Source organism: Aeromonas genomosp. paramedia, assembly GCF_023093515.1.
Taxonomy (GTDB): domain Bacteria; phylum Pseudomonadota; class Gammaproteobacteria; order Enterobacterales; family Aeromonadaceae; genus Aeromonas.
The window spans coordinates 89,707-104,276 of record NZ_JAAROG010000011.1; the positions used below are offsets into that span (position 1 = coordinate 89,707).

The 14,570-nt window shown below is 63.4% G+C and carries 16 protein-coding genes; 12 read left to right on the top strand and 4 right to left on the bottom strand.

Annotated features, from left to right (window positions below; all coding sequences use genetic code 11):
• Window positions 1-3 precede the first annotated feature (3 nt).
• From ccoS to ttcA, 5 genes are all read left to right on the top strand, one after another.
• Window positions 4-192 (top strand): cbb3-type cytochrome oxidase assembly protein CcoS, encoded by a 189-nt coding sequence (ccoS, locus tag HB860_RS06920; RefSeq protein ID WP_111910629.1) that lies wholly within the window; start codon window positions 4-6, stop codon window positions 190-192.
• Entirely contained in the window at window positions 176-862 is a 687-nt protein-coding gene (locus tag HB860_RS06925; protein WP_247626162.1) for a sulfite exporter TauE/SafE family protein, read from the top strand. The genes ccoS and HB860_RS06925 overlap by 17 nt, the downstream gene beginning before the upstream one ends.
• A gap of 68 nt (window positions 863-930) precedes the next feature.
• Window positions 931-1,686: an FNR family transcription factor gene (locus tag HB860_RS06930; RefSeq protein WP_025327016.1), complete on the top strand. Its 756-nt coding sequence runs from the start codon at window positions 931-933 to the stop codon at window positions 1,684-1,686.
• Window positions 1,687-1,821: 135 nt separating this feature from the next.
• Window positions 1,822-2,769, top strand: a complete 948-nt coding sequence (gene uspE / locus HB860_RS06935) for a universal stress protein UspE (protein ID WP_025327017.1) — start codon at window positions 1,822-1,824, stop codon at window positions 2,767-2,769.
• A 67-nt stretch (window positions 2,770-2,836) separates the two neighbouring features.
• On the top strand, window positions 2,837-3,745 hold the full coding sequence (gene ttcA / locus HB860_RS06940) for a tRNA 2-thiocytidine(32) synthetase TtcA (RefSeq protein WP_025327018.1): 909 nt from the start codon (window positions 2,837-2,839) through the stop codon (window positions 3,743-3,745).
• 71 nt (window positions 3,746-3,816) lie between these two features.
• Here the strand turns inward: ttcA and HB860_RS06945 are convergent, their stop codons facing one another.
• Together HB860_RS06945 and HB860_RS06950 are read right to left on the bottom strand one after the other, a co-directional pair.
• Window positions 3,817-4,494: a DUF2987 domain-containing protein gene (locus tag HB860_RS06945; RefSeq protein ID WP_247626163.1), complete on the bottom strand. Its 678-nt coding sequence runs from the start codon at window positions 4,492-4,494 to the stop codon at window positions 3,817-3,819.
• A 16-nt stretch (window positions 4,495-4,510) separates the two neighbouring features.
• Window positions 4,511-5,269, bottom strand: a complete 759-nt coding sequence (locus tag HB860_RS06950) for a hypothetical protein (RefSeq protein WP_247626164.1) — start codon at window positions 5,267-5,269, stop codon at window positions 4,511-4,513.
• Window positions 5,270-5,547: 278 nt separating this feature from the next.
• Here HB860_RS06950 and HB860_RS06955 point away from each other — a divergent pair, with 278 nt between their 5' ends.
• The 7 genes from HB860_RS06955 to HB860_RS06985 all read left to right on the top strand — a co-directional run bounded on the left by HB860_RS06955 (window position 5,548) and on the right by HB860_RS06985 (window position 12,311).
• The gene (locus tag HB860_RS06955) at window positions 5,548-6,165 is read left to right on the top strand and encodes a glutathione S-transferase family protein (protein WP_025327021.1); all 618 of its coding nucleotides are present in this window, start codon (window positions 5,548-5,550) and stop codon (window positions 6,163-6,165) included.
• A 208-nt stretch (window positions 6,166-6,373) separates the two neighbouring features.
• The gene (gene rbsD / locus HB860_RS06960) at window positions 6,374-6,793 is read left to right on the top strand and encodes a D-ribose pyranase (RefSeq protein ID WP_139434432.1); all 420 of its coding nucleotides are present in this window, start codon (window positions 6,374-6,376) and stop codon (window positions 6,791-6,793) included.
• 42 nt (window positions 6,794-6,835) lie between these two features.
• On the top strand, window positions 6,836-8,386 hold the full coding sequence (rbsA, locus tag HB860_RS06965) for a ribose ABC transporter ATP-binding protein RbsA (RefSeq protein WP_247626209.1): 1,551 nt from the start codon (window positions 6,836-6,838) through the stop codon (window positions 8,384-8,386).
• Entirely contained in the window at window positions 8,383-9,348 is a 966-nt protein-coding gene (rbsC, locus tag HB860_RS06970) for a ribose ABC transporter permease (RefSeq protein ID WP_205641723.1), read from the top strand. The genes rbsA and rbsC overlap by 4 nt, the downstream gene beginning before the upstream one ends.
• A 21-nt stretch (window positions 9,349-9,369) precedes the next feature.
• A complete protein-coding gene (gene rbsB / locus HB860_RS06975) occupies window positions 9,370-10,245 on the top strand; it encodes a ribose ABC transporter substrate-binding protein RbsB (RefSeq protein ID WP_041205808.1) in 876 nt (291 codons plus the stop codon).
• Between the two features lie 105 nt (window positions 10,246-10,350).
• A complete protein-coding gene (rbsK, locus tag HB860_RS06980) occupies window positions 10,351-11,283 on the top strand; it encodes a ribokinase (RefSeq protein ID WP_247626165.1) in 933 nt (310 codons plus the stop codon).
• Window positions 11,283-12,311, top strand: a complete 1,029-nt coding sequence (locus HB860_RS06985; protein ID WP_247626166.1) for a substrate-binding domain-containing protein — start codon at window positions 11,283-11,285, stop codon at window positions 12,309-12,311. The genes rbsK and HB860_RS06985 overlap by 1 nt, the downstream gene beginning before the upstream one ends.
• Window positions 12,312-12,372: 61 nt before the next feature.
• On the opposite strand, the gene HB860_RS06990 is transcribed toward HB860_RS06985, so the two are convergent.
• On the bottom strand, window positions 12,373-14,031 hold the full coding sequence (locus HB860_RS06990; RefSeq protein WP_247626167.1) for a GGDEF domain-containing protein: 1,659 nt from the start codon (window positions 14,029-14,031) through the stop codon (window positions 12,373-12,375).
• Window positions 14,028-14,510 carry a hypothetical protein gene (locus HB860_RS06995; protein ID WP_247626168.1) on the bottom strand — a complete coding sequence of 161 codons (483 nt, stop codon included), beginning with the start codon at window positions 14,508-14,510 and terminating at the stop codon, window positions 14,028-14,030. The genes HB860_RS06990 and HB860_RS06995 overlap by 4 nt, the downstream gene beginning before the upstream one ends.
• Window positions 14,511-14,570 lie beyond the last annotated feature (60 nt).

Below are 14,570 nucleotides of genomic sequence, written 5' to 3' on the forward strand. Positions count from 1 at the left end.
CCCATGAACATCATTTTTGTCCTGATCCCCATCGCCATCCTGTTCGTCATCATCGCGGGGGCCGTCTTCTTCTGGGCCATTCGCTCGGAGCAGTTCGAGGATCTCGACCGTCAGGGCTCCAACATACTGTTTGACGAGGAGCAACCCGCCACCAAGGGCAAGGATCAGCCGAGCGATGACAAGCAGCCTTGATCTGATGGGAGCCCTGCTGGTGGGACTGGCGGGCTCAGGCCACTGCATCGCCATGTGCGGCGGCGTCTCCGCCGCCCTCTCCATGGCCATCCCCGCCGGGAAGCAGCACTTCTGGGGGCGCCTTGGCTACCTGCTCAACTACAACCTGGGGCGGATCCTGAGCTATGTGCTGGCTGGCGCCCTGGTGGGCGGGCTGCTGGCCACTACCAGCGAGCTCGGGGCTGGCAAGCACGCCATCGCCGGCTTGCGCCTCGTTGCGGCCCTGCTGATGATAGCCCTGGGCCTCTATCTGGCGGGCTGGTGGCAGGGAGTGCTGCTGCTCGAGCGCATCGGTGCGAAGTTCTGGCCTCTTATCAAGCCGCTGGCCGGCAAGTTCATCCCCTTCAGGTCAGCCTGGCAGGCCCTCCCCTTTGGCATGGTGTGGGGCTGGCTGCCCTGCGGTCTGGTCTACTCCATGCTGACCTGGAGCGCGGCGGCAGGCTCCGCCGGGGGCGGCGCACTCATCATGCTGAGCTTTGGTCTTGGGACCCTGCCGACCCTGTTCGCCCTGGGGGGGCTGGCAGACAGATTGCGCTATTGGCTGACCCTGCGCAGCCTGCGCCTCGGCGGTGCCTTGCTGCTCATTGCCTATGGCCTGCATACCCTCTGGATCGGGTTGGCATCCTTTTGAAACCCTATCCAAAACGGATGAGTTGGTGGTAAACTTGTTTGATATAAATCAATTATTCATATGAGCCTATGATCCCGGACAAGAAACCTGGCAGACGTATTCAGAGCGGTGGCTGTGCAATTCATTGCCAGGATTGCAGCATCAGTCAGCTCTGCATCCCCTTCACCCTGAACGACAGTGAGCTCGATCAGCTGGACAGCATCATCGAGCGCAAAAAGCCGATCCAGAAGGGCGAGGAATTGTTCAAGGCCGGCGATGAACTGAAATCGCTCTACGCCATCCGCTCCGGGACCATCAAGTCATACACCATCACCGAACAGGGTGACGAGCAGATCACCGCCTTCCACCTCGCAGGGGATCTGGTCGGTTTCGATGCCATCCACAAGCAGGCACACCCCTCCTTCGCCCAGGCGCTGGAAACTGCCATGGTGTGCGAGATCCCGTTCGATGTGCTCGACGATCTCTCCGGCAAGATGCCCAAGCTCCGCCAGCAGATCATGCGCCTGATGAGCAACGAGATCATGGGCGATCAGGAGATGATACTGCTGCTCTCCAAGAAGAACGCGGAAGAGCGCCTCGCCGCCTTCCTGCACAACCTCTCGGTACGTTTCTCCGAGCGCGGCTTCTCCGCCAAGGAGTTCCGTCTCTCCATGACACGGGGTGACATAGGCAACTATCTCGGCCTCACCGTCGAGACCATCAGCCGCCTGCTCGGTCGTTTCCAGAAGTCCGGCCTCATCAGCGTCAAGGGCAAATACATTACAGTGCTGGATCACGTGGCCCTCGGCGTCATGGCCGGCGCCACTCGCCCAGCCTGCGGCTGATCACCCCTTTCCCCTCTGTTGCCGGATCGGTTCACCCTGAAATTTGATCCGGCACACCTTCCCGTCTCCCCCCTTGGGCTAAGCTGTAATGGCTAAAGAGTTGCCATCATTGGCGTTTTTGCCAAGGAGGAGAACATGGTCAAGTACCGAAACATTCTGGTGGTGATCAACCCGGAAGAGGAGCGCCAGATCGCGCTCGAACGCGCGGTCAAGGTCGCCGAGCTGGACGAGGGCGCCCAGCTGACCCTGCTCCTGACGATTTACGACTTCTCGTACGAGATGACCGCCATGCTGTCCGTAGATGAGCGGGAAGAGATGCGCCACGGCGTCATTGCCCAGCGCCGGGAGTGGCTGGACGAGATACTGCAACCCTATCGTGCCAGGGGGCTGGAGTGCGAGATCAAGGTGCTGTGGCACAACCGTCCCTTCGAGTGCGTCATTCAGGAAGTGCTGGAGCATCGCCACGATCTGGTGGTCAAGGCGACCCACAAGCACTCCTTCCTGCAAACCTTCATCTTCACCCCCACCGACTGGCACCTGCTGCGCAAATGCCCCTGCCCCGTCCTGCTGGTCAAGGAGGGTCACTGGCAGCGGGGCGGCAACATCATTGCCGCCATCAACTGCTCGAGCGACGATCTGGAGCAGAAAGTCCTCAATGAGCGCATCACCCGCGAAGGGGTCGCCATCGCCGATCTGCTCGGCTCCAACCTCTATCTGGTCAACACCTATCCCGGCACGCCGGTGAATGTGGCCATCGAGCTGCCGGAGTTCGATCCCAACGCCTACAACGACGCCATCCGCAAGCATCACGAGGATCTGCTGCGAGAGCATGCCGATCAGTTTGGCATCAACCACATGTGGACCAAGGTGGCGGAAGGATTGCCGGAGGAGGTGCTGCCGGACATGGCGGACGAACTCAAGTCGACCCTGATGATCATGGGGTGTGTCGGTCGTACCGGTCTCTCCGCCGCCCTGCTCGGCAACACGGCAGAGCATGTGGTCGATCGGCTCAACTGCGACATCCTGATCCTCAAGCCCGATGATTACAGCTGCCCGGTAGATGACAGACGTCATCCTGCATAAGCGTTTCTTGCCCTCCCCCGGGACATGGCTATAATAAGCCGCTTATTTTTGTCCCGGGTTTGAGGCCATGCTAGAAGAGCTTAACGCCAAAGAGAAATACAGTTTCAACAAGCTGCAGAAACGCCTGCGGCGCAACGTGGGTCAGGCCATCGCCGACTTCAACATGATTGAAGAGGGTGACAAGATCATGGTGTGCCTGTCTGGCGGCAAGGACAGCTTCGCCATGCTCGACATCCTGATGAGCCTGAAGGCCAGCGCCCCCATCCATTTCGATCTCGTGGCCGTCAACCTGGATCAGAAGCAACCCGGCTTCCCCGAGCACGTGCTGCCGGAATACCTGGCCGCCCTCGGCGTCGACTTCAAGATCGTCGAGGAAGACACCTACTCCATCGTCAAGGACAAGGTGCCGGAAGGCAAGACCACCTGTGCGCTTTGCTCCCGCCTGCGCCGCGGCATTCTCTACCGCACCGCCCAGGAGCTGGGCTGCACCAAGATTGCCCTCGGCCATCACAGGGATGACATCCTCGAGACCCTGTTCCTCAACATGTTCTACGGCGGCAAGCTCAAGTCCATGCCCCCCAAGCTGGTGAGCGACGATGGCAAGAACGTGGTGATCCGTCCCCTGGCCTACTGCAAGGAGAAGGATCTGGTGCGCTATGCGGAGGTCAAGGCCTTCCCCATCATCCCGTGCAACCTGTGCGGCTCGCAAGAGAACCTGCAGCGCAAGGCCATCAAGCAGATGATGCAGGACTGGGATCGCCGCTTCCCCGGCCGGATAGAGACCATGTTCACCGCCATTCAGGACGTGATCCCGAGCCACCTGCTCGATCACAAGCTGTTTGACTTCAAGAGCATCAACCGCGACTCCGGCATCATAGATGGCGGCGACAAGGCATTCGATCCCCCCGAGCTGCCGACCGCGCCCCTGCTCAACATCGACGAGATGGACGTGCTGGATGTTATAGAGGTGCGCTGAGCGCCTGCCAGCCACCACGAAAAAGGAGCGCCATGCGCTCCTTTTCTTTACCTCTCCGGCACCCGCCGTCTTCAGCCCTTGTGCAACCAGGGGGTCAGTCGCAGTATCTCCCCCTCAAGCTGCAACCTGCCCGCCGCGAAGTCGGCGAGTTGCTCGTTGCGAAGCAGCAGCTGGCCACCCTGCCAGGAGAGAGGCTGCTGATGGGCACCATCGATGAGGTAGGCGGTGCCGCTCGGCTGCACCAGGGTCACCCGCACCCCCGCCATCTCCGGCAGGAAGTGCTTGCCGACCATGCCGGCCAGCTTGTCCAGCAGCGACTGCATCTCCTGCTGGCGTGTCACCACCTCGCTCACCCTGAACCCCTGGCCATCCGACACCGGGGGCGCATCGGCCATCACCTGTACCGACATGTCGCAGGCGGCGTGTGGTTCGGTCAGCTCCACCACCACGGTCGCCTTGTCGAGATTGAGATCGTCGTCATAGGGCAGGCGCAGCTCGCTGTCTATGGTCACCTCGGCGGCAACCTCCCTGTCCAGGGTCGAAACCCGGGCCGAGGCGAGTCCGCAGCGCTGGCCATTTTGCGGATCGGTCAGATAAAACCCCAACCTGGCATCACCAAACTCGCCCTTGGCAAAGGTCTTCATCTGGCTGTAGAAGGTGCTGTATTGCAGATCCAGCGAGGGCGCCGCCACGCACAGCGCCGGTAGTATCAGCAGACTTGCCCCCATGCCATGTCGAACCAGCTTCATATGCCATCCTTTTGCATCACGCGTTGAAATGATCGGGCCCCTGCCCGGTGGCGGCATTGTCCGCCACTTCGGTCACCTCCACGGCGACCCCGCACAGATCCCGATAGAGGATCCCCTTGAGATTGAAATAGAGGGGGGCCACCCAGATGAGGCCTATGCCCATGGGGATGATGGCCAGGAAAAACAGCGCCAGCATGACGCCATGCAGCAGCACTATGCTGGGCCAGCCGCGGGCGAACAACTTGAGGGAGACCAGGATGGCATGGGCCGGCGACAGGCCGCGCTCCAGCACCAGGGGCACGGTGAACAGCAGCCCCATGCCCACCAGGCCAGAGGGAATGAAGGCCAGCATCACCGGCAGGCCGAGCAGCTCGAACAGGGGGCCGAACAGGCTGGTGATGAGGCTGCCGAGCAGGCTCAGGGAGCCCAGACGCAGGAAGTGACGGAAGAAGTCGAACACCTGGTTCGGTCGGGCCCGCACCCCCACCGACTGCTGCAACCCCAGCATGTCGAGGGAAGAGGTCATGGGAGACATGATGACGGTGATGAGCAGGCTCAATATCAGGGCCATGTCCATGTCACCCCCTTCCTGGCTGACATAGGGGGCCAGCAGGGTGTTGCTCAGCAGGATCCAGATTGCCATGACTCCGGCGATGGCCAGCGTCAGACCGAAACCGGTGCGGCGGGTCTGTTGCCAGGCCTCCTTCAACACCCCTTGCAGGTCCAGACGGTATCCCTGGCTGAGGGACTGTTCGAGGGTTCCACCGATCCGCATTCTATTACTCAATTGACTATCCAACATTCAAAAGCGACTGTTCCAAGGTGGCACATTATAGCGGTTTGACCGGGCATGCGTAGTCGTTTTTCCTGTTATCTTCCGTTCAGAAAGCCATTGATTTCACTGACAGCCGTCCTGTCGTGCGGCCCTCTGCCAGCCCCTCCGTTACCTGGCTTGGCCCTGGCCCGCCATGGGCGTAGGATGGATGGCCAAGACTCGACAGACTCGCTCTCTCGCGCACTTCATCCCGGATCACCCACACAAGGAAAGCTGCAATGTCCGAACTGACGCTCTATCTCGCCCCCGGTACCTGTGCCATGGCGGTGCGCATCGCCCTGGTGGAAGCCGGTGCCCCGCACCAGATCAAGCGCCTCGATCTCGCCGCCGGGGAGCAACGCACCCCCGCCTACCTTGCCATCAACCCCAAGGGACGGGTGCCGGCCCTGGTGACGGAGCGCGGCGTGCTGACCGAAACCCCGGCCCTGCTGCTCTACGTGGCCCAGCGTTTCCCCGATGCCGGGCTCGCCCCCCTGGACGACCCCTTCCTGCTGGCCAGGATGCAGGAGGTGCACAGCTTCCTCGCCTCGACGGTGCACGTCTCCCATGCCCATGGCCGCCGCGGCAGCCGCTGGGCCGATGACGAACACGCCATCGCCGCCATGAAGGCCAGGATGCCCCAGAACATGCGCGAGGGATTTGCCGAGATAGAGCACCACTATCTGGCCGGTCCCTGGGTACTGGGGGAGCGTTTCAGCCTGGCCGACATCTACCTGTTCGTGGTGGCCAGCTGGCTCGAGAGCGACGGGGTCGCCATCGACGAGTTTCCCAAGGTGGCGGCCCACACCAGGCGCATGCTGGCGCGCCCCGCCGTGCAGCAAGCCCTCCTCCTCTGACCCTTTCTTCCCGTGGTACGGGTGCTCTTCTGGCACCCGTTTTTCCCTCCGACGGCCGGATCACTGAGATCGTTTTCACATTTTCGCCATCTGTTCCTAGACCCGTTAACGGTTAGCGCCTATCTTTCGCCTCAACGACGCAACCGGTTGCGTAACCGGTTGCCCAGATAAATATCCACATGCGGTCCCCATGCCGCCGAGGTGTTGTATGAAACGAGGCAAGCTGCTCAATGCTCCCCTGAGTGCCCTGGTGGCACAGATGGGCCACACCGACGAGATCACCGTCTGCGATGCGGGCCTGCCCATTCCGGCAGGGCCTGAGCGCATCGATCTGGCGCTGATGGCGGGCACTCCCAGCCTTGCAACCGTGCTGACCGCCCTGCTCACCGATCTGGTGGTGGAGAAGGTGATCATGGCGAGCGAAATAAAACTGATCAGCCCAGATGCCCATCAGGCGCTGGTGGATCAGCTGGAGGCGCATGCCCTGGCCCAGGGCAAGCCCATCGCCATCGAGTATTGCCTGCACGAGGCGTTCAAGACCCGCTCCCGTCAGAGCAAGGCTGTGGTACGCAGCGGCGAGGTGACTCCCTACGCCAACCTGATCCTCTGCGCCGGTGTGGCGTTTTAAGCCTCTTCAAGGAAGCTGCAAATGAGCACAACCTCCTCCCCCATGCCCCTTGCCGGGCTCACCGGGAGCGTCAATACGCCCCCCTCGCCCATTCTGGAGCTCACCGGGATCGTCAAGACCTTTCCCGGGGTGCGCGCCCTCGACGAAGCGGGACTGCGGGTCTATCCGGGCCAGGTGATGGCCCTGCTCGGTGAAAACGGCGCAGGCAAATCCACCCTGATGAAGGTGCTGACCGGCATCTATCAGGCCGATGCAGGCAGCGTCAGCTACCGCGGTCAGCCGGTCCACTTCAAGGGACCGCGCGACTCCCAGGATCAGGGGATCAGCATCATCCACCAGGAGCTGAACCTGCTGCCGGAGCTCTCCATTGCCGCCAACATCTTCCTCGGCCGCGAGCCGCGTACCCGCTTTGGCAACATAGACCACAAGCAGCTGCGCGAGCGGGCCAGCACCCTGCTGGCCCGTCTCGGGGTCAAACACGGACCGGACACCCGGCTCGGGGATCTCTCCATCGGCGAGCAGCAGATGGTGGAGATCGCCAAGGCGCTGTCGTTCGATGCCAGCGTCATCATCATGGACGAGCCCACCGATGCCCTGACCGACACCGAGACCGAGCAGCTGTTCGTGGTTATCCGCGAGCTGCGTGAGCAGGGCTGCGGCATCGTCTACATCTCCCATCGCCTGAAAGAGATCTTCCAGATCTGCGATCACGTCACCGTGCTGCGGGACGGCAAGTGGATTGGCGAGCAGGCGGTGAGCGAGCTCGACGAGGACAGGATCATCGAGATGATGGTGGGCCGCCGGCTGGAGGAGCAATACCCGCGCCTCGCCCGCGAGCTCGGCCCGGTCAGCCTGCAGGTCAAGGATCTGGCCGGCCCCGGCGTGCGCGGGGTGAGCTTCTCCCTGCGTCAGGGGGAGATCCTCGGCTTCAGCGGCCTGATGGGCTCCGGCCGCACCGAGCTGATGAAGCTTATCTACGGCGCCAGCCCCATCAGCAGCGGCGCTGTCGAGGTCGATGGCAAGGTGCTGGTGCCGCGCACCCCGGCCGACGGTCTGGCCGCCGGCATCGCCTATATCTCCGAGGATCGCAAGGGGGATGGCCTGGTGCTGGAGCTGTCGGTGCGTGAAAACATGAGCCTCTGCGCCCTCGGCGAATTCATCACTCACGGCAAGATAGATGGCAAGGCCGAGCGCCAGGCGGTGAGCGACTATGTGCGCCTGTTCAACATCAAGACCCCGAGTCAGGATCAGCTGATAAAACTCCTCTCCGGCGGCAACCAGCAGAAGGTGGCCATCGCCAAGGGGCTGCTGACAAGGCCCAAGGTACTGATCCTGGACGAGCCGACCCGCGGCGTCGACGTGGGGGCGAAGAAGGAAATTTATCAGCTCATCAACCAGTTCAAGAAGGAGGGGATGAGCATCATCTTGGTCTCCTCCGAGATGCCGGAAGTGCTCGGCATGAGTGATCGCATCCTGGTGATGCACGAAGGGCGCATCAGCGCAGAGTTCAACACCCGCGAGGCCAATCAGGAGAAGCTGATGGCGGCGGCAGTCGGCAAACAGTGGCAAGCAGAGCAAGAGGCAGCACAATGACAACCCAAACCCTTCCCCGCCGTGGCGTCATGAGCAAGGCCTGGTGGATCGAGAACAAATCCCTGGTGGCGCTGCTGGTCCTGATCGGCGTGGTCTCCTTCCTGAGTCCCAACTTCTTCACCGCCGACAACCTGCTCAACATACTGCGTCAGACCTCGGTCAACGCCATCATGGCGGTCGGCATGACGCTGGTCATCCTGACGGCCGGTATCGATCTGTCGGTCGGCTCTGTGCTGGCCCTGTGCGGTGCGCTGGCCGCGACTATGGTCGCCATGGAGCTGCCCATCGCCCTGGTAGTCCCCCTCACCCTGGGGGCCGGTGCCCTGCTCGGCGGCGTCAGCGGCCTCATCATCGCCAAGGGCAAGGTACAGGCCTTCATCGCCACCCTGGTGACCATGACCGCCCTGCGCGGCGTCACCATGGTCTACACCGAGGGGCGCCCCATCTCCACCGGCTTCAGCGATGGCGCCGATCACTTCGCCTGGCTCGGGACCGGCTACCTGTTCGGCCTGCCGGTGCCCATCTGGCTGATGGCCATCGTCTTCCTGCTGGCCTGGTACCTGCTCAACCACACCCGCCTCGGCCGTTACATCTATGCCCTGGGCGGCAACGAGTCGGCCACCCGCCTCTCCGGCATCAACGTGGCCCGGGTCAAGCTCGCCGTCTATGGCCTGTGCGGCATGCTGTCGGCCCTGGCCGGCCTCATCGTCACCTCCCGCCTCTCCTCGGCCCAGCCGACCGCCGGCATGGGGTACGAGCTGGATGCCATCGCCGCCGTGGTGCTGGGGGGTACCAGTCTGATGGGGGGCAAGGGCCGCATCATGGGGACCCTCATCGGGGCCCTCATCATCGGCTTCCTCAACAACGCCCTCAACCTGCTCGACGTCTCCTCCTATTACCAGATGATCGCCAAGGCCAGCGTCATTTTGCTCGCCGTGATGATCGATAACAAAAGCAAGTAAGCACACACAAGGAATGAAATGATGAAAAAGCTCAATACCCTGCTCGCTGCCGCCATCATGTCCGTGCTGGGCACCGCCCAGGCCGCCGATCAGACCCTGGCCATGGTGGTCTCCACCCTCAACAACCCCTTCTTCGTCACCATGAAGGAGGGAGCCGAAGCCAAGGCCAAGGAGCTTGGCTACGAGCTGGTGGTACTGGACTCCCAGAATGATCCGGCCAAGGAGCTCTCCAACGTGGAAGATCTCACCGTGCGCAAGGTCAACGCCATCCTGATCAACCCCACCGACTCCGAAGCGGTCGGCAACGCCATCCGCCTGGCCAACAAGGCCAATATCCCGGTGCTGACCCTGGACCGCGGCGCCGCCCAGGGTGAGGTCAAGGCCCACATCGCCTCCGACAACGTGGCCGGTGGCAAGCTGGCCGGTGACTTCATCACCGAGAAGCTGGGGGCCGGCACCAAGGTGATCCAGCTCGAAGGGATAGCCGGCACCTCCGCCGCCCGTGACCGTGGCGAGGGCTTCGCCCTGGCGGTCGCCGCCAACAAGCTGCAGGTGCTGGCTTCCCAGCCCGCCGACTTCGACCGCACCAAGGGTCTGAACGTCATGGAGAACCTGCTGGCGGCCCACCCGACCGTGCAGGCGGTGTTCGCCCAGAACGACGAGATGGCGCTGGGTGCCATCCGCGCCGTGCAGGCGGCCGGCAAAGAGGTGATGATCGTCGGCTTCGACGGCACCGACGATGGCAAGGCGGCGGTGGCCAAGGGTAAACTGGCCGCCACTGTGGCCCAGCAGCCGGCGCTGATCGGTGCCATCGGCGTGGAAACCGCCGACAAGGTGCTCAAGGGCCAGCCGGTGGAGCAATCCATCCCGGTGCCGCTGCAAATCGTCAGCAAGTAAGCATCACGGGGGAGGCTTGCCTCCCCCTTTGTCTCCGGTGCGCAGGCAGAGCCTCCCGGCTTGGGCTCACTCAAGCCAAGATGTTCTCAATCAAGGGTGATCGATATGAATCGTCTCGTAGTTCTCGGCAGCGTCAATGCGGATCACGTGCTGCGCGTCCCCCACTTTCCCCGTCCCGGTGAAACCCTGACCGGCCACAGTTACCAGGTCGTCCCCGGTGGCAAGGGGGCCAACCAGGCGGTGGCCGCCGCCCGGTTAGGTGCAGAAGTCTCCTTTATCGCCCGCATCGGCGACGACGCCATCGGCCGCCAGATGAAGGCGGGCTTCGCCGCCGATGGCATAGAGGTGAGTGCGGTGGAGCAGGACGAGCGCCTCCCCACCGGCATCGCCATCATCTATGTGAGCGACGAGGGGGAGAACAGCATAGGCCTCTCCACCGAGGCCAACGGCGCCCTCGACACCGCCATGGTCAGACGCCATGAGGCACTGATCGCGGGCGCCCATACCCTGCTGCTGCAGCTGGAAGTGCCGCTCGACAGCGTGCTGGAGGCTGCCCGTCTGGCCCGTGCCCACGGCACCCGGGTGGTGCTCAACCCGGCGCCCGCCCAGCCGCTCTCGCCCGACCTGCTGGCGCTGGTGGATCTCATCACCCCCAACCAGACCGAAGCCGAGCTGCTGACCGGCGTCAAGGTCACCGACGAGGTCAGCGCGGCCCAGGCGGCGGCCCGTTTCCACCAGATGGGGATAGCAGACGTGATGATCACCCTGGGGTCCCAGGGGGTCTATTGCAGCAACGGCCGGCAGCAGGTGCTCATTGCGGGCTTTCGGGTCGAGGCGGTGGACACCACGGCCGCAGGCGATACCTTCAACGGCGCCCTGCTGGCGGCCGAGCTGGCCGGTGCCAGCTTTCAGGACGCGGTGCGCTTCGCCCACGGGGCAGCCGCCCTCTCGGTGACCCGCTTCGGGGCCCAGAGCTCGATCCCGGGCAAGCAGGAGGTCGACACCTTCCTCCAGTCCCAAGCGGCGCAGGGACACTGATGGCCAATATCAAGGAGGTGGCGGCGCGGGCGGGGGTCTCCACCACCACAGTCTCCCACGTCATCAACGAGACCCGCTTCGTGGCCGAGGAGACCCGGGAGCGGGTCTTCGCCGCTATGCGCGATCTCAACTATGCCCCCAGCCTGGTGGCCCGCAGCCTCAAGGTGAAGGAGACCAACAGCATCGGCATGCTGGTCACCACCTCCAGCAACCCCTTCTTCGCCGAGGTGGTGCGCGGGGTGGAGCGCTACTGCTTCGAGCAGGGCTACAACCTGATGCTGGGCAACACAGAGGGGCAGGCCGAGACCGCCCTCTCCTACCTCAAGATGATGCTCAGAAAACGAGTGGATGGCCTGCTCATCATGTGCAGCGAGGGGCAGCAGGAGGTGTTCAACCAGCTCGACTGGCTCAAGAGCCTGCCTGTGGTGGTGATGGACTGGGGCATGGAGAACAAGGAGGTGGATCTCATCGCCGACAACTCCCATCGCGGCGGCTATCTGGCGACTCGCCACCTGCTGGCCCTGGGTCACACCGAGATCGGCTGCATCACAGGCCCCCACAGCCGGGCCCCGGCCAATCAGCGCCTGGCGGGTTTCGAGCAGGCGATGGGAGAAGCGGGGCTCACCGTCAATCCGCACTGGATCCAGGAGGGGGACTTCGACTGCGCCAGCGGCGCCGCCGCCATGACCCGCCTGCTGGCATTGCCCAGGCGCCCCAGCGCCCTCTTCGTGTGCAACGACATGATGGCCATGGGGGTGATCAGCGCCGCCCACCAGGCGGGGCTTGTCATTCCACGGGATCTCTCCCTGGTCGGCTATGACAACGTGGCACTGGCCGAGTTTATGTGCCCCCCGCTGACCACCATCAATCAGCCCAAGGAGGAGCTGGGTCGCCTCGCCGTCACCCGGTTGCTGGCGCGGATCAACGGCGAGCAGATAGATAATCGCATGATCACCGTGGACCCAGACCTGGTGATCAGACACTCCTGCGCTCCCTTGCCGCCCTCCACTGCCCCCCACCAGCCCTGATAGGCACAATGACAAGGGCGGCCGAGGCCGCCCTTGTCATGCTCTATCCGCCACCAGCGGCTCAGCGGGGCTCCCGCTGTCTCCTTATCTCCCCTTCCTGCGCCTCTGCCGGACGTCCCAGGCGCAGCAGCCCCAACTGGTGCGCCAGGGGCTGCAGCAGGGCATCGTGATCCGAGGGGTCGGGCAACCAGTAGCGCACCGGCCAGCCCGCGCGCAAGAGTGCGGGGGCGCGACTGCCCAGCTCACGCAGGGCCAGCACGCAACCCCGCTGGTTCAGCTTCTCCAGCAGCAGGGTATCTTCCGTCAGGGTCGGCAACGCCAGGATGAGCGTCCGCTCTCCCAGGGGGGGCAGATAGGCCAGCACATGGGCCAGCTGGGACTGCTGATGGAGCACCAGGAGCAGCGGCAGCCGCTGCTCGGCCTCCGTCAGCAGCCGAGCCACCACGGGGCCCAGGATACCGCGCTCCTGCATCCACTCCATGTCGCACCCCTGCTGCCCCACCCGCCAGCGCAGCGTGATGCCCAGCACCTGTTGCCCCCGCTCGTCCTCCAGGGTCTCCGAGAGGGTCTCCAGCGGCGAGGGCGCCGCCCCTGCCAGCCACTCCCGCAGTTGATGCAGCTGGCGCTGGCCCATGCTCAGGGAGGCCTTCATCGCCGGCTGGTACCAGATCAGGGTCGCATTGTCCCGCTTGGCCTGATTCAGCGCCAATATGGCCTGCTCCAGCAGCTGATCCCCATCCTCCCCCTCCCCGGCCCTGGCCACTCCGAAGCGACAGGCCAGATCGAAGCTGCTCTCCCGGGTCACGAACTCGAACTGCAGCAGGTCCACCATGGCCTCCATGCGGGAGGTGATCGCCTCCTGCCCGGCGGCCAGCACCACGGCAAATTCATCCCCTCCCAGCCGGTAGGCCCGACCTGGATAGGCTTGCCGAAGCCTGGCGGCGACCGCCTGCAGCAGGCGATCACCGACCTGATAACCGAGCAGATCATTGACCTGCTTGAACCGCTTCAGATCGAGCACCACCAGGGCCTGGACATTGTTGCGCTGCAGGGACTGCCTGAGCTGGCCCTGCAAGGCGCGGCGATTGCCGAGCCGGGTCATGGGGTCGAGCAGGGAGAGACGGCGGTTCTGCAGATTGGTGCGGATCAGGGCGAAGACCAGCACGCCCCCCATCACCAGCAGGATCAGTTGCCAGATCTGGATCCAGAACAGGCTCTGGCGCAGCTGATTGAGGGAGGCTTCCCGCTCCTGCCCCGAGAGGATCTGATCCCCTATCTGCTCCACCTGGCGGGTCAGCTCGGCAATCCGGACCAGCGACCGATCGAGGGCTTCCCCCTGTTGCAGCACACCGGCCTGCATCTGGGGCTCGAGCGCCTTGATCTCGTCAAACAGCCCGGCCAGCACAGTCCCCAGCCCGTGACGGGCGCGCGCATCTGCGGTCTCGCTGCTGATCAGGAACACATCCAGCCGGTTCCACAGCAGATCGTAATCCAGGCTCAGGGTCTCCATCTCGAGGGCACCCGCCCGATAGAGGCGCAAATCGTAGAGAAAACGCTGGGATTCCTGCATCACCTGGCTGATGTTCCAGTGGATGTTGCGGTAGAAGATATCGACCAGCTGCTCGTGGCGGCTTTGCAGCAGCAGGCCCCAGACGGAGGAGAACAGAAACAGCAGAGAGATGGCTGCGAGCAACAGATTGTGGCGCTGTCGGCGGGTCACTTGACGACCTCGATGCGGATCGTCTGCCAGACCATGTTGTTGTGGATGGCGGAGACATCCATCTCGGGATGGGCCGAGAGCGGGATCAGCAGCCAGAGCGGCCCCTTGTTGCGGCGGGTGAGCGGCTTGTCATCCTGATAGCGCACCAGGGTCAGCGGCACCTTGGCAAACAGGGAGAGATCGACCCGTTGCCGATAGCCATTGAGCGCCACCACATCGAGTACCCTGGCCTCGGCGACCCCTTGCGCCGCCAGCATCGCCATCAGGTCCGGGCCACGATAGCGGTGCACGCCGACCGTCCAGGGGGTCGCCGTCTCGAACTCGGTCTGCGGCAAGGCGGCCAGCGCCGCCTCATCCAGGCGGACCTCCCGCTTGTCTGGCAGGATCAGGTGCAACAAAGGTGAAGAAGAGGTTGCCTGAGTGCCGAACGCCGTCAGCACCAGCAGAAGAAAAGCGGTTCCATGCTTGAAAATATTCATATCCCTTGCGCCAGCTGCATCCTTTATTTTACGGGTCAGTTTGGCGGCTTCATGGAGCCA